Source organism: Pseudovibrio japonicus (assembly GCF_014651595.1).
Classification (GTDB): Bacteria; Pseudomonadota; Alphaproteobacteria; order Rhizobiales; family Stappiaceae; genus Pseudovibrio; species Pseudovibrio japonicus.
Window position 1 is genome coordinate 125,960 of record NZ_BMXE01000001.1, and the last position, 25,852, is coordinate 151,811.

Here is a 25,852-nt window from a genome sequence, read left to right on the forward strand (position 1 = left end):
GGATTATTCCTGATTAATTACAGAGCTGCGGAGGATAAGTTCTGGCACCAGTTTGATGACTGGCGGCATTTTTGTTTTTTCTTCCAGATGATTGATCAGCGCTTCTGCAGCGCTCAGTCCAAGCTCGAAGCTGGGCTGTTTGATGGTTGTGAGCGTTGGTGCCATGTACGAGGCATACTCAACATCATCATAACCAATGACCGAGATATCTTCGGGGATGCGCAGGCCGTGTTCCTGAATGGCGCGATAAGCCCCCATGGCCATGAGGTCGTTAAAAGCAAAGATGGCTTCTGGCTGGCTGTCTGCTTCCAGTATTTTCTTCATGCCTTCATAGCCGCTGGAGGCGGTGAGAAGACCGGCGGCTTGCCATTTGGTTTCCACGGAAAGCCCTGCTGCTTCCATGGCGGTTTTGAAGCCTTTGTAACGTTCGATGGAGCGTGGATGATCCCCCGGCCCCATGAGGCAGCCGATTTTGGTCAGTCCGCGATTGATCAGATGCTCGGTTGCCAACTTTCCGCCGAGAACTGAGTCATCTTGCAAAGTGCAGGCATTGGGATGCGGGGCGGAATCCAAAATGGCTTTGGGCAGATCACCAAGCTTGCTGAGCTGTTTGTAGAGCGCCGGGTCTGTTTTAGTGGTCATCACCATGAGGGCATCAATGCGGCGCTGAAGCAGTGTGTTGAGATTTGCCAGCTGCCTGTCGGACTGATGACCTGAATTGCACAGGATGAGACTGAAATTGTGTTGGTAGCAGCCCTCTTCTACGCCGCGAACCACATCGGCAAAGAATGGGTTGGAGCTGCTGGAGACCAGCATGCCGATGATGTTGGTGCGTTTGACCTTGAGCGCGCGGGCCATCATGCTTGGCTGGAAGCCAAGGGTCTGGATGGCTTCCTCCACTTTTTGTCTGGTCAGGGGTGCAACGTGGCGTGTCTCGTTGATCACGTGAGACACTGTAGATGCGGAGACCCCCGCAGCCTGTGCAACATCCTTGATACTGACCATTTGCGCTCCGGTTTTAAAGGGGGCGGGCCAGGCGCATACGCCAAGCCCAGCTTCAATCAGGTTAGGTGCACTTACTTGGTAACAAGCTTCAGCGCAACTGGCGTGTAGGTATCGACTTTTTCGCCTTTAAGGACTTTGTCTGCTGTCTCCACGCCAATGGAGCCGATCATACCAGCCTGCTGCGCAACAGTTGCAAGCATATCGCCTTCTTCAACAGCTCTGACGCCATCGTCGGTGCCATCAAAACCAACAACGAGGATGTCACGGCCAGCAGCTTCAATCGCCTTGATCGCGCCCAGTGCCATTTCATCGTTATGTGCAAAAACAGCATGAACTTCCGGCTGCGCCTGCAGGATGTTTTCCATCACGTTGAGGCCTTTAGTGCGGTCAAAGTCTGCTGGCTGAACGGCAACAACCTCAATGCCGGAAGCGCCATACATTGCTTTCTTGAAGCCAGCGCCACGGTCGCGTGCCGCAGAAGTGCCCGGAACGCCTTCCAACTCAACCACCTTGCCGTCACCGCGCAGGGTTTCAACGATCAGCTCGCCAGCCATTTCACCGCCAAGAATGTTGTCGGAGGCCACGTGAGAGACCACATTTCCGCGAGATGCGCCACGGTCCAGAGTGATGACCGGAATGTCCTTGCGGTTTGCAGCACGGATGGAGCTGGAAACCGCATCAGAGTCGGTTGGGTTAATGAGCAGGATCGCAACTTTCTTGCTGAGCACATCTTCCACGTTTGCCAGTTCTTTTGCCGGATCGTTCTGGCTGTCGAGAACAACGATCTTATAGCCAAGCTCATTGGCGCGCGCTTCTGCCCCTTCTTTGAGGGAGACAAAGAACGGGTTGTTCAGGGTGGACACAACCAGAGCCATTGTGTCCTGTGCCATGGAAACGGCGGTAGAGCCGAGAAGAAGTGCAGCGCCTGCTGCCAAGCTCACAATCTTTTTCATAAAAATCTCCCGAAGTTCAATTTGTTGTTTAGGCGTTTGATTTGCCGCGACTGTCAACGACAACCGCAAGAAGGATAACCGCGCCCTTTGCGATCATCTGGTAGTAGGATGAAACATCCATAATATTCAGTGCGTTATTCAACACACCAATGATGAGGGCACCGATGATGGTGCCAAAGATCCGGCCCTTGCCGCCGGCAAGACTTGTGCCGCCCAGCACCACAGCTGCGATTGCGTCCAGCTCGTATCCCAAACCAGCCGTTGGCTGCGCAGATTCAAGGCGTGCTGTCAGGATGATGCCTGCCAGAGCGGCCAGAGCACCGCTGAGCGCGTAGACAAGGATCTTGACCTTCTTGACGTTGATGCCGGACAGACGGGCCACGTTCTCATTGCCGCCAATGGCATATACGTGGCGACCGAACCGGGTCTGGCTGAGGATGAACCAGCAGAGCGCGAAGATCACAATCATCAGGATGACAGGGTTGGGAATGCCGAGGATGTAGCCTGCGCCAAACTGATAGAAGCTCTCAGCCACATCAAAGTAGCCAGTGGAGATCGGGCGACCTTGCGTGTAGACCAACGTTGCGCCGCGGATCATGGTCATTCCGACCAGTGTGGCGATGAACGGCTGGACGTTGAAGTAGCTGATAATGACGCCGCTGGTCGCACCCAAGCCCGCGCCAACAATGATGGTCACCAGCAGCGCGATCACCAGAGGAGTGTCCATGCCGATAAGGCTGGCGCAGATGGCGCCTGCGAAGGCCAGAATGGAGCCGACGGACAGATCAATACCGGCGGTGATGATCACAAAGGTCATGCCCATTGCGATCACTGCGTTGATGGAGGTCTGCCGCAGGATGTTGAGCATGTTATCAACGCCAAGGAAGTTGGCGTTGGCAAAGGACACGGCGGCCATCAGGATAATTAGGCCAATCAGAGACTTGTTTTCACTGATAAAGGTGTTGAGCTTCATCTGTTTTACCCGTTTGTTTGGCCAGCAACGGCGCAGCGCATAATGTTTTCTTGTGTTGCTTCGTCTCTGTCGAACGAGCCTGTCAGCTTGCCACTGGACAGGACGTGGATACGGTCAGAGATGCCCAGAAGCTCTGGCATGTCGGAGGAAATGAGAAGGATGCAGAGGCCTTCTGCTTTCAGCTTATTGATGAGCGTGTAAATCTCACGCTTGGCGCCAACATCCACACCGCGTGTTGGTTCATCAAGGATAAGAACCTTGGGCTCTGGCACCAGTGATTTGGCGATAGAGACCTTTTGCTGGTTTCCGCCGGACAGGTTGGAGATGATTGTATTTGCATCTCTGGTCTTGATGGCAAAAGCCTCGATGTACTCACTGATGGTGACTGCTTCTGAGGCTTTATTGACGAAGCCGAGCACATTGCAGAAGCGGTCTAGACCTGTCAGTGTCATATTGGTGCCGAGTTCCTGAGACTGCACCAAACCTTCCTGCTTGCGGTCTTCTGTGACGTAGCCGATCTGCGCTTTCACACCGTCCTGGGGTGATCTGAGGCGAATTGGCTTCCCGTCGATTTTGACGGTGCCGCTCTGGATCGGGTTTTCGCCAAAGATTGCCTTTGCAAGTTCGGTGCGCCCTGCTCCGACGAGACCGGCAAAGCCCACAACCTCGCCTGCATGGGCGGAGAAGGAAATTTCCTTCGCGCCATGAGCTGTGAGGTTTTCTACTTCGATGCGCACATCACCGGGAGTGGCTGGCACAAACGGATACTGGTCGGAGAGTTCGCGGCCCACCATGTGGCGGATCAATTCGTCCTCGGTGATTTCGGCAACAGGTCCCTGATGGACCATCTCGCCATCACGCAAGATGGCAATGTCATCACACATCTGGAAGATTTCGCCCAAACGGTGAGAGATGAAAACAAGTCCTTTGCCCTGCGCGCGCAGCTCATCAACCACTTCAAACAAGACTGCCGTTTCAATATCGGTGAGCGCATCGGTGGGCTCATCCATGATGATCACTTCAGCATTCAGGGAGAGCGCTTTCGCGATCTCAACCATTTGCTGCTGTGCGATGGAGAGTTTTCCTAGTGGAGTTTTAGGGTCAATATCCTGCTTGAGCTGGGCAAGGTATTTTTTGGACTGACTCTCGATCACGTCCCACTGGATTTTACCCAGTTTGGTGGGTTCCCGGCCCAGATAGATGTTTTCGGCGACAGAAAGTTCAGGAAGCAAGTTGAGCTCCTGATGAATGATACCAATCCCGGCATCCATGGACTGGCGCGCGTTGGCGAATGTCACTTCCTTGCCATTGTAGACAACAGTGCCTGCATCGCGCTGATAGATGCCCGAGATAATTTTCATCAGGGTTGATTTGCCGGCTCCGTTTTCTCCGGCGAGCGCCACCACACGCCCAGCACGGATCGTCAGATCAACGGACTTGAGCACGTTGATCCCGGAGAAGGATTTTTCAATACCCTGAAGTTCAAGAAGGATTGTCACTGGGTGTTCTCTCCCAAAGCCCGAATGGTTTCCTGATTTCCCTTAGAACGTTACGCCTGAATAGAAAATCACATTGGCGTAGGGTGTGCATTCTCCCGTGCGCACCACCGCCCGGCATTTGCCAGTTAATGCCTTGAATTCCTCATGAGAGACAGTTGTGGTCTCTACGCTATTGCCCTGACTTTTCTCGACCTCAGATAGGAGTGAGAGCAAACGCAGATGAAAGGCTGGCTGCTGTTCGATTAGCTCTTCAGCAATTACGATCCGCTCCACCTGCATCTCATTTGTGATTGCTTGTGCTGTTTCCAACATGCCCGGCAGACCCTTTTTGATCGCAAGGTCGATGCGTTCGACATCTTTGGAAATCGGGAGTCCGGCATCTCCAACACACAGGCCATCTCCATGACCCATCTGCGAGATAATGCTCGAGACCGGAGCGTTTAAAAGTACGCCCTTCTTCATTGCAGCAATTCCTCTAAGTTGTCTCAATTTAGAGGAGATTAACAGTGTTATTCGAGTCGCGCAACCGTTTGCGCAAACGTTTGCTTTGTTCGTTTTCTGGAATTTTTCCAGTTCGTTTCGAGGAGTGCTGAATAGACTGACGCCCTTCCCTAGCGTGCGAAGTCACAAAAATATCAGCGGTTCTCTGATGTTATAGAGGATACGCAATGGCGGCGTGGAACGAGCTGAACATGTGTGTATGCAGGCTCCCTGACACTGTTTTTTTGTCAGTCACCATGTTGGGCAGCTGGGGATATGTGCTCGCTCGCGCTCTGCGAGGTCACAGAGAAAAACCGGCCAGAACACTCGGGCCGGTTTTATATTGATTATCTCTGGTGCCTTTAAAAACGTCTGAGGAAGCGCATGAGGACGGGCCAGTGGTCGCTGGCGCCCTGATTGTTATCGGGGTTGAAGCGCCGTGGATGCACGCGGCTTCGGGTATCCCTTGCATACTGGCTGGGGTGGGTTACGACGGTGTGGAAGCTGCCAAGGTCAGCAAACCACGTGCTGTCGCTCTCCTGATCAGGCCGCAAGGAGTTGGAGACAATAACCAGATCGAGAAACGACCAGCTTTGGTCGCGATAATAAAAGGCGCTGCCGGGAGACGCGCAGCCGATGATCTCGGGTGGGTAGCTCCAGTTCCCTTCCCTTGTCAGAGCCTGAAACTCACCAGTCTGGATATCTGTACAGGTGAAGTTGAAGCTGCCCGCCGCGACGACATTCGCACCCTCGGGAAGCTTTTCCCGCTCCCTGTTCAGGACTTCCATGGCATCCTTGCGACACTCAAAAGCTGAACCTGAGGGGAAGTGAACACCAAAGACATACATGGTTTCGCCGTCTGGCATTTCGAAACTGGCTTTCAGGATGTCACGGGTTGCGTTGCACCCATTTGGATTGGGATGCCCCTCCCCGAAGATCGTGATTGCCTCTGGCTCTCCTTTCAACGGAAGGCGCGAAATGATGCCAACGTCGATGCCCCGGTTCTCCTCATTATTGGAGGTATCCAGCTGAACGACGGTGTTGTAATCGAGGCCGCCCAAAGCTTTGTTGACCAGATCATCCAGTACTTGTTTGTTTTCAGTTTCAGGCAGGACAAGAATATCCGGTGTTTCCGGGAAAGAGCGAATGACCGCTCCCAGTGACATCAGCTTTTGCTGATAGGTTTGATCACCCCAGTTCAGCTCGATACATTGCCTGTAATAGTGAGAGCCCTTGTCGTTATAGCTTGCACAGGTGTCTTCATGGTCCTCGCCGCGCGCTTCCTTCTCTGCTCTGGGCAGATAAGTATCGTCGCGTGGGTTATTGGCATCATCAATCGTGTCGAAGAGGTTTTGCACGTTGTAGCTGACGATCGTGACCGGTTTGTCTTGAGCATAGGCTACCGGTAAGACCAACCCGAGGATCGTTGCGCCCAGTAACAAGGACTTCATGGGTTTCTCCAGTTAATTGTCCTTTTGGAGTACCAAATATGCGTTAGTGGCCAGTTCCGTCAGCCCCTGCAGTTTTAAGCATTTCAGCAAGACAAAACACAAAAGCTGACCCGAGGGCCAGCTTTCAAATCTTTGAAATATGGTTCATTCTTATTCTGCAGCGACGGGTGTCACTTTCAGCGCAAGACCGCCCTGTGAGGTTTCGCGATATTTTGACAGCATGTCCTTGCCGGTTTCATACATCGTCGCAATGACCTTATCGAGGGAAACGCACGGATCAGAGTTTCGGCGCATTGCCATGCGGGTGGCGTTGATTGCTTTGACGGATGCAATGGCATTGCGCTCGATGCAAGGTACTTGCACCTGCCCCAGGACAGGATCACATGTGAGGCCAAGATTGTGCTCCATGCCGATTTCAGCGGCGATGCAGACTTGAGCAGGGCTTGCTCCGAGCAGTTCCGCAAGACCTGCTGCGGCCATGGAACAGGCCACGCCCACTTCACCCTGACAGCCGACTTCAGCGCCGGAGATGGAGGCGTTGGTCTTGTAAAGCGCGCCAATAGCGCCTGAAGCAAGGAAGAATTTGGTGTAGTGCTCTGGCTCAAGGCGTTCAACAAACTTGTCGTAGTACGCAAGAACTGCCGGAATAATGCCCGCTGCGCCGTTGGTTGGGGCTGTTACAACACGGCCACCGGCAGCGTTTTCTTCTGATACGGCGAGCGCGAACATGTTGACCCAATCGACCGTTGCCATGGGATCGTTGCTACTGCGTTCGGTTGCGGTGAGTTGTCGGCGCAGGGCTGCTGCGCGCCGTGGTACTTTGAGCGGGCCTGCCAAAAGGCCTTCTGTGTTACTTCCGCGCTCAATGCCATCACGCATCACGTTCCAGACACGGCCAAAGCTGTCGCGCAATTCTGTTTCGCTGCGGTATGCTTTTTCGTTTTCCAGAACCAGAGCGGAAATGCTCATGCCGTTTTGCCGACAATGGTTCAGAAGCTCTGCAGCGTACTGGTAAGGGTAAGGAACGGTGACTTCGTTTTCCGATGCCTTGCCAAAATTCTCTTCATCCACGATGAAACCACCGCCGATGGAATAATAGGTTTTGGAGAAGATTTTCTCTTCACCTGCAAAGGCATGAATAGACATGCCGTTTTCGTGCAGTTCCAGCGCCGGGCGGTGGAATGTAATTGCATCATTTGGAAAGTCGACAACGTGGCAATGCATACCGACCGGCAGGCGTTCGGTTTGTGCGACCCGCTGGATAAACTCAGGAATGGCGTCGATATCAACTGTTTCAGGAGAGTTGCCACCAAGACCCATGATGATTGCGGTATCTGTGTGATGGCCCTTTCCTGTGAGGGAAAGAGAACCATAAACGTCAACTGCAATACGCGTCACATCACGCAGCCGATCCATAGCGCGTAGGCTATCAATAAACTGCTTTGCCGCTTTCATTGGTCCGACTGTATGAGAGCTGGATGGACCTACACCGATTTTAAAGATGTCGAAAACACTGAACATAACGAGAACCTTAGTGGGAGAGAAAAACCGGTGTCCTCAGACACCGGTTTAATTTTGTCAGTCAGCCGTCTTAGAAGAGGCCTTTTACGATCGCGGAGATCGCAATGACGCCCATTACAGTGATGAAGATGTTGGACAGCGCGCCGTCGTACTTCCTCATGCTTGGGACTTTTTTGATTGCGTACATTGGCATCAGGAACAGGATTGCTGCGATAAACGGAGCACCCAGAGATTCAATCATACCAAGAACGGATGGGTTGATGATTGCAACACCCCATACGGAGAAGAAGAAGAATGCAACAAGGAGAGTGTTGAACTTCTTCTCACCAAGGCTTTCTACAGTCTTAGGAGATGCTTTCTTGACGATACCTGCAAGACCTTCTTTTGCGCCAAGGTAGTGGCCGAAGAAGGATGAGAAGATTGCAAGGAATGCGACCAGTGGACCCATGACGGAAATCAGTGGGCTCTCAAACACGTTTGCAAGGTAAGACAGGACAGGCAGGTTCTGCTGTTTAGCTTCCATCAGCTGTTCAGGTGTCAGTGCGAGAACACAGCTGAATACGAAGAACATAACGAAGCCGAGGAGCATAACGGATGCGCGCTTCAAGATGATGTCGGACTTTGCAACTGCATTATCGCCATGTGCTTCACGCTGAGCCAGAGCCATGGAAGAGACGGCCGGGCTGTGGTTGAAGGAGAAGATAAGCATTGGAATGGTGAGATACACCACTGCCAGCAAAGTGCCGGTTTCCGGGATGTTGCTGAAGCTCATTGCTTCAAACGACCAGGATGGGATCAGGTATACGGACATGCCGAAGAGGATGAGCACCAGTGGATACACCAGCAGCTCGGTTGCGACGAGCATCAGGCGGCGTCCAAGGATCATCACGCCCATCATCATTGCAACGAGAACACCGGAGAGAAGCCACCTTGGAACTGCAGGCATTGCCAGCTGGTTTACGATGAAGCTGTCAATGGTGTTGGTAATCGCGTTACCGTAGATCAGAACGATTGGATAGATTGCAAAGAAGTAGAAGAACGTAATCAGCAGCCCTGCTGCTTTACCAAAGTGCTCTTCAACCACGTCTGTAATGTCTGAGCCTGCGTTCTTGGAGGAGAGAACGAAGCGAGCCAGTGCGCGGTGAGAGAAGTAGGTCATTGGACCTACGAGAGCTGCAATCAGGATCAGCGGCCAGAAGCCTTCGAGGCCTGCACGGATTGGAAGAAACAGAACACCGGCACCTACTGCGGTACCGAACATGGACAAAGACCATGTCAGGTCTTGCTTTGTATATTTGACTTTTTCTTGCGGGTCGACGTCGACCTCGGTTACGTTAATGCTTGACATTTTTTGTATTTCCCCATGTGCCACTCATGCGTCCCAGGAGAATTTCCCTGTCTCTCAAGGACGGGGACCTGATATACTTATCTTAAAATTTTAAGACTATACGTTTAAATACACAGCATGCGCGCCATAATAACGCAGCGATATGATCTACGACTTCAGTTTAATGATGCGAGCATTCCATGATGGTGCAACAATCTGCCGCGCAAACCTAAGCAATGAAATTAAACGGGAATTTCCGGTACAACCGGGGCAATTGAGATCTGTGCCGCTTTAACGTCCGGGCACCTCAAATATGCGAATTACCTAATATATGCAATCAACATACTGTTTAACAAAGGTATTTCTCAAGTCTAGAAAGGTTCAAGTGCAGTCTCAGTTCAACGCATAAGTATTATTGCGATATCATGCACGTAAATCTTGAGCAAAAGCACTCAATCAGAAATTGGGACAATATGTCTTTTATAAGCGCACTCTGTGCGCCTTGTAAAGTTAGCCATTTTGGCTAAGGCACACAAACGCATACATTAATTATAATTGGAAGAATTTTTTTCTTCTGCACTATTAATTGCATCAAAATACAATCAGAGGGTCTGAATTGTCTTCAACGCACCTTCCATAGCCTCCCCTTTTTCATCCAGCAAAGATGCCTCTCTGAGGCGACGGAGCCAATCTGCAGCGTCTTCTCGGCCTTGCAACAGAGGCAGGGAGGATAGGACCCGGTCGAATTTTGAGTGGCTGCGGGTATGGGTATCTGAATACCCTTTGATCAGACGGCGACATTTAAGGATCTCAATGGCGAGCCGGTAATCTGAGTGGACTGTCTTCAGTGCCAGATCCCGCCAGGTATGGAAATGCTGTGTCTCGATTTTATGACGCAGAAAACTCCGGCGCCAGGGTTTCAAACTGGATATGAGCCATAGGGTGAGAAAGCCACGCACTGAGCGGGTTTTGATGCGGCGACCTTTGTTGACCCGGCGGTCGAGCCAGTTGAACAAGTTCGGGCGTTCCTCAATCCATTTGCCGAGGCGGGTTGGCAAGGTGCCGCTGATTTCCTCCATGCGGGGGTGGAGATATTCGATCAGGTACAGCTGGTTTCCGGTTTTGAGCTGGATTTCGTTTTCAACGCGTTGAAAACGTGATTTTTGCGTTTTTATGTGGGCGACGCGGATAGTGTCGTCATAACACATGGCATTTGCAATGTGCTTGGCTGCCGTTTTCGTGAGCTCCCAATTCTCCTTTTCGGTATCACTGGCGAGAACGATTTCCAGATGGTTGAGATACTCTTCACCGTACTTGAGATCCTGAAATTCGACTGTCTTGCGCAGCCCTGCCCGCGCCATTTCGCGGGTTGGTTCGGGGAGCGCCTCAATGCGCGATAGGAGCTGGTTCCATGCAGCGAGTTTGCGTTTTGGTCCGCGGGCTTTGAGTGTCTTAGTCGGTTTGGCCTTCGGTGTGGTTGCCTCGGCGGTGTTTTTGGCTGGAGGGGCGGACTGAGCGTGTTCGAAGCTGGCGTTGAAGGAGGCGAGGCTCGCGGTGATGCTTTTGCCACCATTACGGATGGTATCCTCATAGGTACTCTTGGGAAATGGCAGTGCGCCGGAACCGGCAAGAGCACCAAAGAGGCTGGAGGAGATGACGCTGTCGTTGTTCGTGGCAATCTCTTCCATATCGAACGCGACGAGTTTTTGCGAGGCACCTCCTAGACGTGAGAGGACTGCGTTGCTGTCCTGTTCGCCTTTGCCGGGGACAACTTTTTCTGAAACAGCAAGGATGCGGTGTGAGGAGGTGATCAGTGTTGTCTTGTCGGCTGTGACGAAGCCGCGAATGACAGCGCGGCCTGCTTCCATGAGCTCGGCGCAGATGACGATGTCCACGTCTCCCTGTGACGGGCTGAGGGAGAAGACGGGTGCCTTTCCGGTATCGGGTGCCATTTCTACGTAGTAGATGGTGGCGCCGGTGCGCTGTGCGACGCCTGCTACGGAGGTGGATTGGGCTTTGTAGCCGTTGGCTTCAGCCAGATTGACGATCCAGTCTGTGAGGACGCCGCCGCCCTGCCCGCCAACGGCGAAGATGGCTATCTTGGTAATGGTGCGGGTGGCGTCTTCTCCGGTTCCCAAGGTCTCGCCGAAAATAGTATCTGGCATGATTACACCTCCTCAATGGTCAATGAGCGGCGCTCACGCCAGTTTTGTAGGGCGCTGATGAACCCAGCGCGCATCTTGCCGACGATGCGCTCGAACTTGCTTGGATTATGGATGGTGTCTGCCTGATAGAAGGAAGGACATAGGATGGCCGCGTCGGCGACCTCCCCGCAGTTGCCGCAGCCGACGCAGTTCTGATCGATGTAGGCAACTGGATCATCGCGCAGTGGGTCATCCAGTTCTTTGAGTGTGAGAGACGGGCAACCGGACAGGCGCATACAGGCGTGGTCGCCTGTACAGATATCTTCATCAACGCCGAAGCGGGTTTTGACGACACGTTTCTGCTCGTTGATAGCGTGATTGATGATCGGCTTTTCACGGCGCTGTTTGTTGAGCATGCACTCTGAGGAAGCAACGATGACTTTCGGACCTTTTACAGAGGTTGTCAGCGCTTCCTTTAATACTGCTTGCATCTGCGGGACGTTATAGGTGCGGTCGATCTGGCGGACCCATTTGACGCCGACGCCTTTCACCGCCTCTGTGATGGGGTGTTTGGTGGATTTGCGTTTGTTGTCTGCCCGCGAGGACAGGACATCCTGCCCGCCAGTTGCCGCCGAATAGTAGTTATCGACAATGACAATGACGCCGTCATTCTGGTTGAAGACCGCATTACTGATGGAGCTGGTGAGGCCGTTGTGCCAGAAGCCGCCGTCTCCAATGAACGAGATGGAGCGCCTATCCGTTTCAGTCGTATTGAACGCGGAGGCTGAAGCAGGTCCAAGACCGTAGCCCATTGTGGTGGAGCCGATGCCAAACGGTGGCATGATGGAGAACAGGTGGCAGCCAATATCAGAGGCGATGTGGTGGGGGCCAAGTTCTTCCTCCACCAGTTTCGTTGCGGCGAAGATCGGGCGCTCGGGACAGCCGATACAAAAGCCCGGCGGGCGCATGGGCACCACGTCTTGCAGCTGCTCCACATCTGGCGAAGGTCCGGGGGTGTTGGGCGCGCGACCTTTTCCGGGCAAGACATCTGAGTGGGTTGCAAGGAAGGTCTGGATACTGTCCAGCATCACCTGCCCGGTGTATTCGCCTGCTTGCGGGAATGGGCCTTTGCCCTCCAGTTTGGTGCTCAGGCCTTCCTTTTGCAGCATGGCGCCGATGGCTTGCTCGATATAATCGGGGTAGCCCTCTTCAACCACGAGCACTGCGTCCTTGCTCTTGCAGAATTGCATAAGCTCGTCTGGCACCAGTGGATAGGTCACGTTCATGACATAGAGCGGGATTTCGGTTTCGCCGTTGATGTCGGCAAGGCCGAGGCGTTGCAGCGCACGGATGACACCGTTGTACATGCCGCCTTGCAGGATGATGCCGACCTTATGCTCCTTTGGGCCGAACAACTCGTTGAGCCCATGCGATTGAATATACTCAAGTGCTGCTGGCAGACGCTTGGTCACCTTCTCCTGCTCATGCCGGAATGAGGCTGGAGGCAGGACGATGCGATCCAAGTCGCGTCTGGGATTTTCCAGCGCATCGGCCACCGTCATTGTTGGGCGGCGATTGTCTTTTGTGGTGAACTCACCGTGGACATGACAGCTGCGGATGCGGACCTGCAGCATGACGGGTGTGTTTGATGCTTCGGAGAGGTCGAAGGCATCACCAACCGCTTTGACGATGGAGGGTAAGTTGGGGCGTGGGTCGAGCAGCCAGATCTGGCTTTTCATTGCAAAGGCGTGGCTGCGCTCCTGCATGATTGAGGAACCTTCGCCATAGTCCTCGCCAACAATGACAAGAGCACCACCGGTGACACCGCCCGATGCCAGATTAGCCAGCGCATCAGAGGCAACGTTGGTGCCCACAGTTGATTTGAAGGTGACTGCTCCGCGAATGGGATAATGAACAGAGGCCGCCAGCATAGCAGCTGCGGCAGCTTCGCTGGCACTGGCCTCAAAGTGCACGCCAAGCTCGCCCAGAATATCCTGAGCATCTGCCAGTACGTCCATGAGATGGCTGATCGGTGCGCCCTGATAGCCGCCCACATAGCCAACGCCGTTTTCAAGAAGCGCTTTGGTGATGGCCAGAATGCCCTCACCACGAAACAACTGGCCCTCACCAGCCCGAAGTTTTTCAACCTCTTTGACAAAGGATCTTTCCGCCATACTCCCTCCTTCCGGAAAGCATGACAGATCCTGTGCCGTGTTCTTTGTCTTTAAAGAACCGCGCTAGAAGTCGTGCTTTCGTATGTTTGCCAGCATCTTGCGCAGTGTCACCAAAAAGGCGTCATGCTCGGCTTGTGAGACGCCTTTGAACATTGTGCTGTACTCATCACGCATATGCGGCCACATTTTTGCAAATGACGTGCGTCCTGCTTCGGTCAGAAAGATATGACGCACGCGGTTGTCCTGCTCACTGGCTTGACGATGGATCAGGCCTTCCTTTTCCATGGCATCCAGCGTGCGGCTCAGGGTCGATTGCTCGATCACCGAATAGACCGAGAGTTCGTTGATCATTAGCCCGTCCACCACGGACAGCACGGCCAACGCTCGCATCTTGGCGACAGACAGCCCTGATTTATTCAGTTTTTGCCGCAAACTCTCATTGTACCTGCCCATGATCCGGTTCATGAGATAAGGCGCAAAGTGGCTTAGCCCGACCTCTCCCAGCGTTCTTGGGGCAGAGACCGGTTTTGCATGTTGTCCGCTCTGTTCACTCTCGGGAGCTTGTTCACCGGGCATCTCATTCATGTGGTGCACTCTCTCTTGTTTTCAGCAGGCCTCATTTGATTTGCCGAGCCTGCACGCAACTATATGCATTTACATATTTATAGCAACTGCAATTCTATAGTTATTTCCTTAGTGGCTTTGTAGGCCTGATGCGGGTCATCGCGGTTATAAGTGGTGTCATGCTGCTGATAGGCTTCATCCAATTATCTTTTGAGCTGATCTCGATAGTGGGTCAGTTAATGTCGATAAGATTATGTGCTCTCCAGAAGCGTTGAACATCTTATCTACCCAGGCAGGATACCAACGTTGCTATCTTGAGATATCGATCCGTTGCTGAAGTGCGATATCGCTCATTTTTATTCGCTTGATGAGTTCTGCTTCTCTGCTCTGAAGAGAGTATTCCCATAGAGAATATTCATCCCGCTCAATCTGCATATATCGGATGGTAGTGTTATCGACGAACACCGGCATAGAAAGTTTGTAGGCGTTGGCAATCTTCATTGGGGCAAACACTTTGACAATACTTTTGGACTGCACATCGGCTATAACAAATATATAAACCCAATTCTTGACCCCAGGCTCACTGGTAGCAGCCTCAAAAACAAGGTATCGACCGTCGGGAGATAGTGAAGGATCTATATTGGTCCGAGTTCCATAGGAGATAAAGGGCTTACTTATGGCTTTCGATAGGTCTTCAAAGTGGTTATAGCTGTTCAAACTGGCTAAATAGATCTCACTAGTGATGTCATCATTTCTCATTCGCATTTGAATTGTGGGAAGCATCCGAAATGCGACAAGGCGTCCGGCGACACTAATTGGCCTCAGCACAGAAACATTAAGGTTTGTTAGTTTTTCGATTGCGCGAGTGTCTTGATTAAAAAGATAAAAATCAGAATTGCGATAGCCGACATAAACTTTGTCGGGCGTCCAGGGACTCGCCACATTTTAGGGCGTGCCCCGGAGAAAAGAATATTGCCATCCTCGAGCTCTGCTGTATCGCGGATACTTCCGGGAAAGTCGAACTGTCGGTCACAACTGTCGTTTGCTATGTTGCATCTATATAGATGGCTCGTGAAAGTTCCGGTATTGGCATCACTATTGGTGGCGTCGGTATTCAAAAGTGAATCTGCAGAAAGGTATATCTCGTCAGAGTTGTGACTAAAGCGTGGAGACCGGATTACTTTTTCTGACGAGGTGTAAAACTTTGTTTCGTCCGTGTCAGTATTGTAAAGGACTACTCCATACTCCGTCTCAGATAGGACGTGGAAGAATGCAAAGTATGTTTCGTTGGCATCAAAATAGACTCCGAAAGTATTTTGCTTAGGCTCAGAATTTGCATTGACGTATAACCATAGTCCATTGCCCAAGAGCGCTACGACTACAATAAGAAAGCCTAAAACTAGGTATTCTCTGAAGGCAGAAGGCAACGCCCTATTCGATTTGGAGAATTGGTCCATCAAAAGCTCCTTAGAGAACGCCAGGTCATTGCGTGAATATTAGGTCATTCGGTTTCGAGCGCCTCAATAATATGTGAGAGGAAGCTTTTCACCTGCGCTATATCGCGGGTGCCAAGTTGGTGGACCATTTGCACTTTATGGGCTTTGGCACAGACTACAAGCCGGTCGGCAAGCTGGGTGCTGCACGGTTACTCTGCTTCCTCCATCCAGAAAACGCAAAAAAGCCGGAGTGTTTCCACTCCGGCTTTTCAAATTTTCTTTCTCTCAAAAACTTACGCGATGCGTTTTTCGGAGAACGGATCAAACGGGAGAGCTTTGTCCATGTTGATCGCGAAAGGCACGTCCTGTCCGGCAATAACCTGTGCGTCTGCACGCATACGTGCGTTGCAGTCTTTTCCGCCCAGAGATGACATCACGTAGGTATCCGAGCCTGCTGGCTCGGTTACGATAACGCGGTTTGTAATCTGCTCAATGTGGTTGGCTTTTTGGTCTGCACCATCAGGATCAGTGATCGCTTCAGGGCGGATACCCAGAACAATCTCTTTCTGATCAAAGCTTTTGAGCGCCTCAGTGGGGTTGGAGAACTTCAGGTTCACCTGTTCGCTCAGGCCAGTCGGGAGCTGCGCGAAGATGCCCTCTCCGTTGGCGACCACTTTAGCCGGAACGAGGTTCATGCTTGGGGAGCCCATGAAGCTGGCGACAAACAAGTTTGCCGGGGTGTCATAGATCTCTTTTGGCGTTCCCAGCTGCTGCACGTAACCACCATTCATTACGGCGATGCGCGTGGACAGCGTCATTGCCTCGATCTGATCGTGGGTCACGTAAACAATAGTGGTTCCAAGCTTCTGGTGCAGCTTCTTGATTTCCGTGCGCATATCAACGCGCAGCTTGGCATCAAGGTTGGAGAGCGGCTCGTCAAACAGGAAGACGTCCGGATCACGCACAAGGGCGCGTCCCATGGCGACACGCTGGCGCTGACCACCGGAGAGCTGGCCCGGTTTGCGGCTCAGCAGCGGTTTGATCTGCAGCATCTCTGCAACTTCGCTCATTGCCTTTTCACGCTCTGGCTTGGCAATGCCATGCATTTCCAGACCGAAGGTGATGTTCTGACCAACCGTCATGTTCGGGTACAGAGCGTAGGACTGGAACACCATGGCGATGTTGCGCTTGGACGGGTGAACCCCGTTCATGGTCTGCCCTTTGATGGAGATGGTGCCGGAGGTGATGTCCTCCAGACCAGCAATCATATTGAGCAGCGTGGATTTTCCGCAACCGGACGGCCCGACGAGAACGAGGAACTCTCCTTCCTCTACATCGATATCGATGTTGTGAAGTACCTCGGTAGAGCCGTAAGACTTGGTCGCATTGTTGATTTTGAGAAAGCTCATAGGTCTTATCCCTTTACCGATCCGGCCATCAGGCCTCTTACGAAGTAGCGGCCAGCCACGATGTACACGAGCAGTGTCGGCAATGCGGCGAGGATCGCTCCGGCAAAATGAACGTTATATTCTTTGACGCCCGTTGAAGAGCTGACAAGGTTGTTCAGCGCAACTGTCATTGGCTGGCTGTCAAGATCCGCAAAAGACGCGCCGAACAGGAAGTCGTTCCAGATGTTGGTGAACTGCCAGATGACAGAAACAACGATGATCGGACCGGAACTTGGCAGCATAATGCGCCAGAAGATACGGAAGAACCCTGCCCCGTCGATCTGGGCTGCACGGATCAGCTCTGTCGGGAACACCTGATAGTAATTCCGGAAATAGAGCGTGGTGAAGCCAAGGCCGTAGACCACGTGCACCAGCACCAGACCCGGTGTTGAACCAGCAATTCCAAGGAAGCCGAGCACACGGGCCATTGGGATCAGAACGATCTGGAATGGAATGAAGCAGGCAAACAGCATCAGACCGAACAGGATGGTGTCACCCTTAAAACGCCACTTGGTCAGCACGTAACCGTTGAGCGCACCCAGAACGGTTGAGATTGCCACTGCCGGGAACACCATTTTCAGGGAGTTCCAGAAATATGGCTGCAGGCCTGTTGGTTCCACACCGATCTGCGCACTGTTCCAGGCCTTGAACCATGGCTCAAGCGTGAAGACCTGCGGCAGTGCCATCATGTTGCCGCCGTTGATCTCTGAAAGAGGCTTGACGGAGTTGATGAGCATGATGCCGAAGGGCAGCAGGTAGAACGTGGCGAACAGGATCAGCATCAGGTAAATGAAGGCGCGGGTGATGCGCCCTGTGCTGATGGCATTTTCTGTCGAGGCTACGGACATTATTTCTTCTCCCGCAGTTCGGCATAAAGATATGGCACCATGATCGCAGCAACGGTCATGAGCATGATCACAGCGGAGCTGGCGCCGATGCCCATCTGGTTGCGCGTGAAGGTGTAGGAGTACATGAAGGTCGCCGGCACCTCAGTCGCCCGGCCCGGTCCGCCGCCTGTGAGTGCCACGACAAGGTCGTAGGACTTAATGGCCAGGTGCGACAGGATCACGAAGGCAGACAGGAACGCTGGACGCAGCTGCGGGATGATGATGCGGCGGTACATGTTCCAGTTGGAGGCACCGTCGATTTGTGCTGCTTTCAGGATCTCGTTGTCGATGCCGCGCAGACCAGCAAGGAACATGGCCATGACGAAGCCACTCGTTTGCCAGACAGCTGCGATTACAACGGTGTAGATTGCAAAATCGCGGTTTTTGATCCAGTCGAACTGGAAGCTCTCCCAGCCCCACAGATGCATTGTGTGCTCAAGGCCAATGCCCGGATCGAGGAACCACTTCCATGCAGTACCTGTCACGATAAAGCTAAGCGCCATCGGATACAGGAAGATTGGGCGCAAGAAGCCCTCGCCGCGGATCTTCTGGTCCAGAAAAATTGCAAGGCTCAAGCCGATTGCAATACAGATCGCGATGTACAAACTGGCGAAAACGCCTAGGTTTGTGATGGCAATGGACCAATGCCGCAGCCGGAATAGCTTCTCATAGTTCTCCAGTCCGACCCACTCATAGCTTGGCAGGATGCGGCTTCCTGTGAAGGAAAGGTATACGGAGAAAACGATAAATCCATAGACAAAGACCAACATCAGAGCCAAGGAGGGTGATAGCACCAGTTTTGGAATGAGATTTTGGAGTCTTGTCCGAAGGTCCGGTTTTACTGCCGTTGGCGTCGCATAGTCAGCGGCCATGGCAACGGATGAGTTGGTCTGATCGACCATGATCCCTGCCCCCAGATTATATGTTGTTTTGGGAAAATGGGGCCGACGTATCGGCCCCACCAGAAATTACTTCGCGATGGAAACCGCGTCGACCAGCTCTTCAACTGCGGAAGCAGAATCGTACTCACCGTTGAAGTGTGCGGTTACAACGTCATAAATGGCGTTTTTGACGGATGCTGGTGCAGCGTGGCCGTGTGCCATGGAACCGTACAGGTTGCCAGAGGACGCAGCTGCTGCCAGATCTTTCATGCCCTTCTGACCACATGCATCAAACGCTTCGTCGGAGACGTCGGTGCGTGCAGGAACAGAGCCCTTCACAACGTTGAATGCAGACTGGAAGTTTGGTGACATGATCGCGCTTGCAAGAGCTGCCTGCTCGGCAGACACTTCACCACCCTGATCGAACATAGCGAACTGGTCAGCGTTGAAGGTTACCTGGTTCTGAGTACCAGGGAAGCGGAAGCAAAGGAAATCTTCGCCCGGCTTCTTGCCTGCGCCAAGGAACTCACCCTTTGCCCAGTCACCCATCATCTGGAAGCCAGCGTCACCGTTGATGACCATTGCAGTTGCAAGGTTCCAGTCACGACCGGAGAAGTTCTTGTCAACGTTTGCACGCAGAACACCCATGCGATCGAACGCTTCTTTCATGGTGTCAGAACCAAGAGCTTCTTCGTCAAGATCGATGAAGGCAGCTTTATAGAAGTCCGGACCACCGGTGCTCATGACGACTGCGTCGAACAGGGTTGCATCCTGCCAAGGCTGACCGCCGTGTGCGAGCGGTGTTACGCCAGCTGCTTTGAGCTTATCAAGCGCTGCAGTAAACTCTTCCCAAGTGGTTGGCATTGCAATGCCGTTTTTGTCCAAAACAGCTTTGTTTGCCCATACCCAGTTGGTGGAGTGCACGTTAACAGGCGCGGAAATCCACTTGCCATCGAACTTAGCAAAGCGCTGAAGCGCAGCAGGTACAACGTCGTCCCAGCCTTCTTTAGCTGCAACTTCGTTGAGGTTTGCCAAGGCGCCCTCTTTTGCCCAATCCTGAATGTCGAAGCCGAGCATCTGAACAGCTGTTGGTGCGTTACCAGCGGTTACACGTGCACGCAGAACGGTCATCGCGCTTTCGCCGCCACCGCCTGCTACAGGCATATCTGCCCAACCGATACCCTGAGATTCCAGGTCATCCTTCAGAACGTTCAGTGCAGCTGCCTCGCCACCCGACGTCCACCAGTGCAGCACCTCCACGTCTGCTGCCACAGATGTACCAGCGGTTGCTGCCAGCAGAGCCAAAGCGGATGTGGTTTTTACTAGAAGTTTGTGCATGTGTTGCCTCCCGATCACAACTTTAAATTTCTACACAAAAATACGACTAACATAGAACTTATAACGTTACAAATATTAGATATGTCAATCCCAAATGTGAACCCATTGACTTGAATGATGTTTTTCGTAACAAATGGAGATCGCATTTTTTTTTGCATCGTTACAAATGCTATTCAGTTGATCTTAGGGAGGTAAACTGGTTTCACATGCCCATACGAAAACCGCCAATTTCCTCCACTCATGCCGCGACGAAACCTACGCAGAAAACAATTGCAGAGATGACCGGGCTTGCGGTGACAACTGTCTCGCGCGCGCTGCAGGGCGATGAGAAAATTGCGCAGGCAACCCGGCGTCGCGTACGCAAAATTGCTGAGGAAATCGGCTATGTTCCGGACCGTGCAGCGCAAAGATTGCGGACCGGCAAGACCAAAGTTATCTCATTGATTCTGGATCCTCACAACGAGATTCTGGGTTTCGGGAACTCATTGATCACCGGTGTGGCGCATACACTGGCCGGGACGGGCTATCATTTGAATGTTACTCCACAGTTTTTGGGCGGTGATCCCATGGAACCTGTGGAATACATCGTGCGAAACCAGCTGGCTGACGGGATTATTTTTTCGAGAACTCGACCATTTGATGAGAGAGTACGCTTTTTACGGGAGCGAAGTTTTCCATTCACCTCACATGGGCGGACAGAATTTGGCTATCAGCACGCCTTTGTTGACTATGACAACGAGAAGTTTGCGTACGAATCTGTGTTGCGACTGATGCAAAAGGGCCGTCGGCGAATCTGCATTATCCTGCCGCCTGACCATTTCACCTTCTATCAGCATCTGAACTATGGCTACATGCGGGCTATTCGTCAGGAGGGGCTACAGTCTCATATTCCTGAAGGGATCAGTCTCGATTCTGGTATGCCGGAGGTTTTTGAATGGGCGCGCACCATTGCGGAAACCACTGATGCACCCGACGGGTTTATATGTCCGGGTGAGACTTCTTTCCTTGCTATTGCCAACGGCTATCGTCAGGCAGGCAAAGAACGCGGTGTGGATTTTGATGCGGTTGTGAAATCAAGTTCGCAGACGCTCAGTCAAATTGATCCGCATATTGATAATATCGGTGAGGATATTCGGCAGGCAGGTATTTTGTTGGGCACCAACCTGCTTAAAACCATGCAGCAGCCTGATGGTCCGTTTGAACAGACCATTCAGGACCCAGATATTTCCTTCCCGTCCCTCGATTCTTTTCAGAACTGAGGGTCAGAAAGCAGCCTTGGAGGTTTGGGAGGCTTCCTGTTCAATCCAGAACTCATCGCCCTCAGGATAGTTAAAGCCTGTTTCAGCGGCCAACTGCTTTAAGAAGCCGATCATATAATCAGTACGCTCACGGGCAACGTCACGCCCTTCCTTGGTCTGCATGGTTTTGTGCAGCTTGAGCAGTTTGAGCGCAAAATGATCGACACCGAAGGACTTGTCGTTGAGCTCGCGTTCGCTGGCGAACAGGTCTCCACCGTGGAACAGGTGGGAGTTCATGATCTTTGCTATGTAAAACGTACGGGCAATGCCGATTGCGCCGAGGGATTCAAGCCGGTCGGCGTCCTGCAGGATCTTGGCCTCAATGGTTTGTGGTGGAATCTCTGCAGAAAAGCTGTGGGCTTCAATGGCATGTTTGATTTGTTCGATCTTCTGGGCAGAGACGCCCAGCTCCTTGAGGATTGGCTCGGCAGCTTCAGCAGACAGTTTTGAGGCTTTTGAGCGCTCAGGGGAATTCTTGGGCACGTTGACCAGATCATGCAGGTAGGCGGCTGCAACGAGCACTTCCTCATCCCCCTCCCCGCGGCGCTGCGCGATATCCAGCGCGGCCAGTTTAACGCGGCGGGCGTGGTAGAGATCGTGGCTGGCATCTTCACTTTGATCATACGCTTTCAGCGCAGCTTCCAAATTCTTCTCAAACTCAATCATATGAACTCGCAGTTATTGAACGAACCCAAATCCTACGTCAGGTCACCTAACATTTCGAGGGTAAACTGTTCTGACTACCTATAAAAATCTATCCATGCCCGATGGAGTGACTGCTGGAGTGATGCATGACGCAGTTATTCTTCGGAGTACTTTTGCACCGTTTCTGGTCTTCATTGAGGCTTGCTAAATGATTAGCGCACAAAGACCAGGGAAAGGACTGGCAGGAAGGTGACGAGAAGTAGTGCAACAAGCATAAGCAGGACGAATGGTATGACTGATTTGGTAACTGTCCAGAAGCTCTCCCGAAATGCCTGCGAGGCCACAATCAGATTAATACCAACGGGCGGCGTCAGCAGTCCGATTTCCAGATTGATGATCATGATGATGCCGAGATGCACCGGATCTATGCCATAGACACTGGCGATGGGCATCAGAATGGGCGCCATGATCAGCACGGCGGAGATGATTTCCATGAAGATGCCAACCAGCAACAGCAGCAGGTTCAGGCAAATGAGGAATATCCATTTTTGGTCTACATGACACGACATCCACTCGGCCAGCTGGCTTGGGACCTGTTCGGTGGTCAGCACCATATTCAAAGTAGCAGCGATGGCGATAATCGGCAGCAAGCCACCGAGCAGTTGCGTTGTATGAATGACTGCTTCCCATAGTCCGGCCAACGTGAGTTCTTTATAGATGCAGAGCTCAACGACCAGCGCATATGCCAGTGCTACGGCAGCGCTCTCTGTTGCGGTGAAGTAGCCAGAATAGATGCCGCCAAGCAGAATGACGGGCATGAGCAAAGACCATATTCCATTGGTCACTGCACGCCGCAGGGCAGCGAAATCAAACCCTATCCGGGGCATGGACCTGTTTGTCCATGCAGAGTAGAGCGCTAGAAGAAGTGTGAGCAATAGTCCCGGAATGATGCCAGCCAGAAACATATCTGTGATGGATGTTTCTGTAACCAGACCATAGACAATCATGGGGATGCTGGGGGGAATGACAACACCCAGTGTTCCCGCGCTCGTCAAAGCCCCAAGAGAGTAACGTGTTGTATGACCCTGCTCTTTCAGTGCCGGATAAAGCACTGATCCCACAGCCAGCAGGGTGACCATGGATGAGCCGGAGATTGCTGCAAAAAATGCCGAGGCGAGGATTGCTGCGACACCGAGCCCACCAGCAAGTGAACCTGTCAACGCCTTGAGGACCATGACAAGGCGCTCTGCAATTGCCCCGCGGCTCATGATGGAACCACAAAGGAGAAACACCGGGATCGAGAGCAACACCTCGCGGTCAACTGCTGCCCAGAAATCCTCTGCCATAAAGAGCAGATCGCCATCACTGTAGAGGAGCTGTAATGCGCCGCCGAGAACCATCAGGATCACGATCAGGTTCTGCCGCAGCAGGAGCATTCCCAATACGGTGAGTGAGAGGAGGATTGGATAGGTCATCCGGCGTCTTTCTCCGCTGGTTTTAATGCGGGCGACAAAGCGAAACTGACATGCCGGAGGGCGTTGGAACAAAAGGCGTAGGGCATAATGGATTGAAACCACCAGAGCGGCCAATCCACCACGGGAACCAAAAAGCCGATTTCATAAGAGGAGCGTACCAGCTCGAATGAAATGTAGCCGGCAAAGAGGAAGACACCAGCGCTAATGGCATCCCCCAGCCTTTGCAAAGGTATTTTCCAGCCTTCCGGCAACAGGTGGTCAGTGATCCTTGGTCGGATGTGTGTGCCGGATGAGGTTGCAAGGCCAAGGCCGAGCATGCCTGCGACAATGGCGGAAAATAGAGCCACCTTACTGCTGTGCATCAGTGAGAGATCAAAGAACTCCCGGCCAATGATATCTATCAGCATGGCAAGAACAACAATGACGTAGGCCGTTGCCGCGAGTGTTGCTTCTACCCGGTACAACAGATGGAAGAATCGCTTCATAAAAAAATGAAAAGAGCCCTTAAAATCCGCCGGGCTCTTCCTTTCGGGTGTCAGGTCTTAGAGCGCACAGGCTCGCTTCGCCGCAATAATTTTCGGCCAGATCTCTTGGGCTCGTCCACCAATTGAACGCACCAGTTCGTCGCGTTGTGGCAAGACAGCGTTCTTCCACTCTTCGCGTTGTTCCGGGGACAGCTCATAGACGTGACCGCCGCTTTGTTTAAAGTCGGCGACCATGCTTTCTGCCATGGTACGCACGTCATTGCGAACATCCTTTAAAGGGACGAGTGCATTGGTGATGCTGGTCTGCTCTTCGCGGCTTAGCTTCTTCCATGTGCGCATACTCATCACCACGGCTGCGGGCTGGTGCAGATGCGAAGACAGTGTCAGGTGCGGCGCAAGTTTGCCCATGCCCATGGCAACATAGGTGACGGCTGGCAAGGTTCCCCCCTCCACCATGCCGGTTTGCAATGCAGACGGCGTTTCAGCTAGAGGGAGCACCACACTGTTGGCCCCCATCCCTGTCCAGAAGTTGACGGAATATTTTGCGGGTGCGGCGCGCACTTTGACCGCCTTTACATCGTCAGGAGAGAGAAAAGGTTTTGTGCCAAAGGTGTGAACCCAGCCCAGCTCACTCCATTGAAGGAACTTGAGGCCCTTTTCTTCAAAGAGAGGTTCAAAAACCGGCATCAGGTGTTGCTCCATCGCGCAATCAACCTGGGCGTAATTGTCCCAAAGGAACGGGACACCCAACAGAGCAAGTTCAGGAACCACGGTGGAGAACGCGGTCAGGGAAGAGCCAAGCACATCAATGCGTCCCCGAACCGTTTTTTGCACCATCACCGGCTCGGTTCCGAGCTGGCCAGCATGAAAGAGTTCTGCCTGCAGAGTGCCGCCCGAATTGTCGGACATCTTTTCTATCATGCGTTCTACATGATTTACCCAGGGGGTGCCGAGAGGTGCACTGGTTGCAAATCTCAGCTCTTTGGCAGCTTCAGCTGCGCCTGCGGGCACAGTGAGGGACAGCACTGCCCCGAGCAAAAAACCACGTAGTTTCATTGTCCCCCCGATATTCCCAATTCACAGCTACATTCATCTATTATCTATAGCTCAATGCCAAGAGTTGTTATAGTTTGGCAACACTATTATTGCGTTCCGAGTGGGACCTACCGTTTAGTTTGAGTGTAAAATGAAATCTTATAAGCCAAAGCAGAAACGCGGCTATGAGGCTGAGCAGAATTTTCTGGAGGCTGCAAAAACAATTTTTGCCAAGGAGGGCGTGGCACGGGCACGGGTTTCAGACATTGTTCAGCTTGCGGGTTCCTCGACCGGTAATTTCTATTTTCGTTTCAAGAACAAGGAAATGCTGTTCGAGCGGTTGTTTGAGATCTATGAGGAGCAGATGGAAGCTCTTCGTAAAGACCTACAAGATCCTTTGGGGTCATTGGCAAGTACCATCTACTTTATGGCTGCCTTGAACCATCAGGTGCTTCAGAACAACATCGGCCTTTACCGCGCTGCTCATGAGATCTCCGCTCGGGAACCGGAAATTTGGAAGAGATTTCAACAAATAACAATCAAAGCGACTGAACGTATTCTGATACTATGTGAGCCCTATAGGGACGAAATTCCTTCTGATGACTGGGAGATGTCGGTTCGGGAGGCAATTCAGCTCATAAGCAGCTTTGCGGCAAATCAGGCGATACGCAATGCAGGCCCTGCCCATTTCGGGTCGCAGGCAATGGTTGATGTGGGTTTCAGGGCCGGAATGGGTGTGCTTGGCCTTGCACCGCCGCTAGACTTTGAAAACGAAAAAGAAAAGATCCATCAAATCCTTGAGGATGATCGATATTCCTGAGGCAAACGCTGTA

General features: G+C 52.4%; 22 protein-coding genes. 2 read left to right on the forward strand and 20 right to left on the reverse strand.

Annotation, left to right across the window (positions count from 1 at the left end; all coding sequences use genetic code 11):
- Positions 1-3 precede the first annotated feature (3 nt).
- From IE076_RS00510 to IE076_RS00585, 16 genes are all read right to left on the reverse strand, one after another.
- Positions 4-1,005 carry a LacI family DNA-binding transcriptional regulator gene (locus IE076_RS00510; RefSeq protein WP_189434359.1) on the reverse strand — a complete coding sequence of 334 codons (1,002 nt, stop codon included), beginning with the start codon at positions 1,003-1,005 and terminating at the stop codon, positions 4-6.
- A gap of 71 nt (positions 1,006-1,076) precedes the next feature.
- Entirely contained in the window at positions 1,077-1,958 is an 882-nt protein-coding gene (gene rbsB, locus IE076_RS00515; protein WP_189434361.1) for a ribose ABC transporter substrate-binding protein RbsB, read from the reverse strand.
- A gap of 28 nt (positions 1,959-1,986) precedes the next feature.
- On the reverse strand, positions 1,987-2,931 hold the full coding sequence (gene rbsC / locus IE076_RS00520; RefSeq protein ID WP_189434362.1) for a ribose ABC transporter permease: 945 nt from the start codon (positions 2,929-2,931) through the stop codon (positions 1,987-1,989).
- A 5-nt stretch (positions 2,932-2,936) separates the two neighbouring features.
- The gene (locus IE076_RS00525) at positions 2,937-4,430 is read right to left on the reverse strand and encodes a sugar ABC transporter ATP-binding protein (RefSeq protein WP_189434364.1); all 1,494 of its coding nucleotides are present in this window, start codon (positions 4,428-4,430) and stop codon (positions 2,937-2,939) included.
- Between the two features lie 42 nt (positions 4,431-4,472).
- A complete protein-coding gene (rbsD, locus tag IE076_RS00530) occupies positions 4,473-4,892 on the reverse strand; it encodes a D-ribose pyranase (protein WP_189434366.1) in 420 nt (139 codons plus the stop codon).
- 380 nt (positions 4,893-5,272) lie between these two features.
- Positions 5,273-6,361, reverse strand: coding sequence for an endonuclease/exonuclease/phosphatase family protein (locus tag IE076_RS00535; protein WP_189434368.1), 1,089 nt, complete (start codon positions 6,359-6,361; stop codon positions 5,273-5,275).
- A 150-nt stretch (positions 6,362-6,511) separates the two neighbouring features.
- Entirely contained in the window at positions 6,512-7,882 is a 1,371-nt protein-coding gene (locus tag IE076_RS00540) for an L-serine ammonia-lyase (protein ID WP_189434369.1), read from the reverse strand.
- A gap of 70 nt (positions 7,883-7,952) precedes the next feature.
- Positions 7,953-9,230 (reverse strand): aromatic amino acid transport family protein, encoded by a 1,278-nt coding sequence (locus tag IE076_RS00545; RefSeq protein ID WP_189434370.1) that lies wholly within the window; start codon positions 9,228-9,230, stop codon positions 7,953-7,955.
- A gap of 581 nt (positions 9,231-9,811) precedes the next feature.
- Complete coding sequence (locus tag IE076_RS00550; protein ID WP_189434372.1) at positions 9,812-11,374, reverse strand: indolepyruvate oxidoreductase subunit beta family protein; 1,563 nt, start codon at positions 11,372-11,374, stop codon at positions 9,812-9,814.
- Between the two features lie 2 nt (positions 11,375-11,376).
- Positions 11,377-13,527 (reverse strand): thiamine pyrophosphate-dependent enzyme, encoded by a 2,151-nt coding sequence (locus tag IE076_RS00555; protein WP_189434374.1) that lies wholly within the window; start codon positions 13,525-13,527, stop codon positions 11,377-11,379.
- A gap of 63 nt (positions 13,528-13,590) precedes the next feature.
- On the reverse strand, positions 13,591-14,112 hold the full coding sequence (locus IE076_RS00560) for a MarR family winged helix-turn-helix transcriptional regulator (RefSeq protein ID WP_189434375.1): 522 nt from the start codon (positions 14,110-14,112) through the stop codon (positions 13,591-13,593).
- A gap of 288 nt (positions 14,113-14,400) precedes the next feature.
- Positions 14,401-15,033 (reverse strand): TolB-like translocation protein, encoded by a 633-nt coding sequence (locus IE076_RS00565; protein WP_189434377.1) that lies wholly within the window; start codon positions 15,031-15,033, stop codon positions 14,401-14,403.
- A 787-nt stretch (positions 15,034-15,820) separates the two neighbouring features.
- A complete protein-coding gene (locus tag IE076_RS00570; protein WP_189434380.1) occupies positions 15,821-16,936 on the reverse strand; it encodes an ABC transporter ATP-binding protein in 1,116 nt (371 codons plus the stop codon).
- Between the two features lie 5 nt (positions 16,937-16,941).
- Entirely contained in the window at positions 16,942-17,823 is an 882-nt protein-coding gene (locus tag IE076_RS00575) for a carbohydrate ABC transporter permease (RefSeq protein ID WP_189434383.1), read from the reverse strand.
- Positions 17,823-18,734 (reverse strand): carbohydrate ABC transporter permease, encoded by a 912-nt coding sequence (locus IE076_RS00580; RefSeq protein WP_189435562.1) that lies wholly within the window; start codon positions 18,732-18,734, stop codon positions 17,823-17,825. Before IE076_RS00580 ends, IE076_RS00575 begins: the two co-directional genes overlap by 1 nt.
- A gap of 96 nt (positions 18,735-18,830) precedes the next feature.
- Positions 18,831-20,081 (reverse strand): ABC transporter substrate-binding protein, encoded by a 1,251-nt coding sequence (locus tag IE076_RS00585; protein WP_189434386.1) that lies wholly within the window; start codon positions 20,079-20,081, stop codon positions 18,831-18,833.
- A 110-nt stretch (positions 20,082-20,191) separates the two neighbouring features.
- Between IE076_RS00585 and IE076_RS00590 the strand changes: the two genes are divergently transcribed.
- A complete protein-coding gene (locus IE076_RS00590) occupies positions 20,192-21,340 on the forward strand; it encodes a LacI family DNA-binding transcriptional regulator (protein WP_244649576.1) in 1,149 nt (382 codons plus the stop codon).
- Between the two features lie 3 nt (positions 21,341-21,343).
- Here IE076_RS00590 and IE076_RS00595 read toward each other — a convergent pair whose 3' ends face one another.
- The 4 genes from IE076_RS00595 to dctP all read right to left on the reverse strand — a co-directional run bounded on the left by IE076_RS00595 (position 21,344) and on the right by dctP (position 25,040).
- Entirely contained in the window at positions 21,344-22,045 is a 702-nt protein-coding gene (locus IE076_RS00595) for an HD domain-containing protein (RefSeq protein WP_189434389.1), read from the reverse strand.
- A 191-nt stretch (positions 22,046-22,236) separates the two neighbouring features.
- Complete coding sequence (locus tag IE076_RS00600; RefSeq protein ID WP_189434392.1) at positions 22,237-23,499, reverse strand: TRAP transporter large permease; 1,263 nt, start codon at positions 23,497-23,499, stop codon at positions 22,237-22,239.
- Positions 23,496-23,984, reverse strand: coding sequence for a TRAP transporter small permease (locus IE076_RS00605; protein ID WP_189434396.1), 489 nt, complete (start codon positions 23,982-23,984; stop codon positions 23,496-23,498). The genes IE076_RS00600 and IE076_RS00605 overlap by 4 nt, the downstream gene beginning before the upstream one ends.
- A 57-nt stretch (positions 23,985-24,041) precedes the next feature.
- The gene (dctP, locus tag IE076_RS00610) at positions 24,042-25,040 is read right to left on the reverse strand and encodes a TRAP transporter substrate-binding protein DctP (RefSeq protein ID WP_189434399.1); all 999 of its coding nucleotides are present in this window, start codon (positions 25,038-25,040) and stop codon (positions 24,042-24,044) included.
- A gap of 130 nt (positions 25,041-25,170) precedes the next feature.
- Between dctP and IE076_RS00615 the strand changes: the two genes are divergently transcribed.
- Complete coding sequence (locus tag IE076_RS00615) at positions 25,171-25,839, forward strand: TetR/AcrR family transcriptional regulator (protein ID WP_189434402.1); 669 nt, start codon at positions 25,171-25,173, stop codon at positions 25,837-25,839.
- The last annotated feature ends 13 nt before the right edge of the window (positions 25,840-25,852 follow it).

What these genes read in the sequence shown, in the direction of transcription:
- IE076_RS00510 (WP_189434359.1), bottom strand. Translation starts at nt 1,005, where the DNA reads ATGGTCAGTATCAAGGATGTTGCACAGGCTGCGGGGGTCTCCGCATCT.
- rbsB (WP_189434361.1), bottom strand. Translation starts at nt 1,958, where the DNA reads ATGAAAAAGATTGTGAGCTTGGCAGCAGGCGCTGCACTTCTTCTCGGC.
- rbsC (WP_189434362.1), bottom strand. Translation starts at nt 2,931, where the DNA reads ATGAAGCTCAACACCTTTATCAGTGAAAACAAGTCTCTGATTGGCCTA.
- rbsD (WP_189434366.1), bottom strand. Translation starts at nt 4,892, where the DNA reads ATGAAGAAGGGCGTACTTTTAAACGCTCCGGTCTCGAGCATTATCTCG.
- IE076_RS00535 (WP_189434368.1), bottom strand. Translation starts at nt 6,361, where the DNA reads ATGAAGTCCTTGTTACTGGGCGCAACGATCCTCGGGTTGGTCTTACCG.
- IE076_RS00540 (WP_189434369.1), bottom strand. Translation starts at nt 7,882, where the DNA reads ATGTTCAGTGTTTTCGACATCTTTAAAATCGGTGTAGGTCCATCCAGC.
- IE076_RS00545 (WP_189434370.1), bottom strand. Translation starts at nt 9,230, where the DNA reads ATGTCAAGCATTAACGTAACCGAGGTCGACGTCGACCCGCAAGAAAAA.
- IE076_RS00550 (WP_189434372.1), bottom strand. Translation starts at nt 11,374, where the DNA reads ATGCCAGATACTATTTTCGGCGAGACCTTGGGAACCGGAGAAGACGCC.
- IE076_RS00555 (WP_189434374.1), bottom strand. Translation starts at nt 13,527, where the DNA reads ATGGCGGAAAGATCCTTTGTCAAAGAGGTTGAAAAACTTCGGGCTGGT.
- IE076_RS00560 (WP_189434375.1), bottom strand. Translation starts at nt 14,112, where the DNA reads ATGAATGAGATGCCCGGTGAACAAGCTCCCGAGAGTGAACAGAGCGGA.
- IE076_RS00570 (WP_189434380.1), bottom strand. Translation starts at nt 16,936, where the DNA reads ATGAGCTTTCTCAAAATCAACAATGCGACCAAGTCTTACGGCTCTACC.
- IE076_RS00575 (WP_189434383.1), bottom strand. Translation starts at nt 17,823, where the DNA reads ATGTCCGTAGCCTCGACAGAAAATGCCATCAGCACAGGGCGCATCACC.
- IE076_RS00580 (WP_189435562.1), bottom strand. Translation starts at nt 18,734, where the DNA reads ATGGCCGCTGACTATGCGACGCCAACGGCAGTAAAACCGGACCTTCGG.
- IE076_RS00585 (WP_189434386.1), bottom strand. Translation starts at nt 20,081, where the DNA reads ATGCACAAACTTCTAGTAAAAACCACATCCGCTTTGGCTCTGCTGGCA.
- IE076_RS00595 (WP_189434389.1), bottom strand. Translation starts at nt 22,045, where the DNA reads ATGATTGAGTTTGAGAAGAATTTGGAAGCTGCGCTGAAAGCGTATGAT.
- IE076_RS00600 (WP_189434392.1), bottom strand. Translation starts at nt 23,499, where the DNA reads ATGACCTATCCAATCCTCCTCTCACTCACCGTATTGGGAATGCTCCTG.
- IE076_RS00605 (WP_189434396.1), bottom strand. Translation starts at nt 23,984, where the DNA reads ATGAAGCGATTCTTCCATCTGTTGTACCGGGTAGAAGCAACACTCGCG.
- dctP (WP_189434399.1), bottom strand. Translation starts at nt 25,040, where the DNA reads ATGAAACTACGTGGTTTTTTGCTCGGGGCAGTGCTGTCCCTCACTGTG.
- IE076_RS00615 (WP_189434402.1), top strand. Translation starts at nt 25,171, where the DNA reads ATGAAATCTTATAAGCCAAAGCAGAAACGCGGCTATGAGGCTGAGCAG.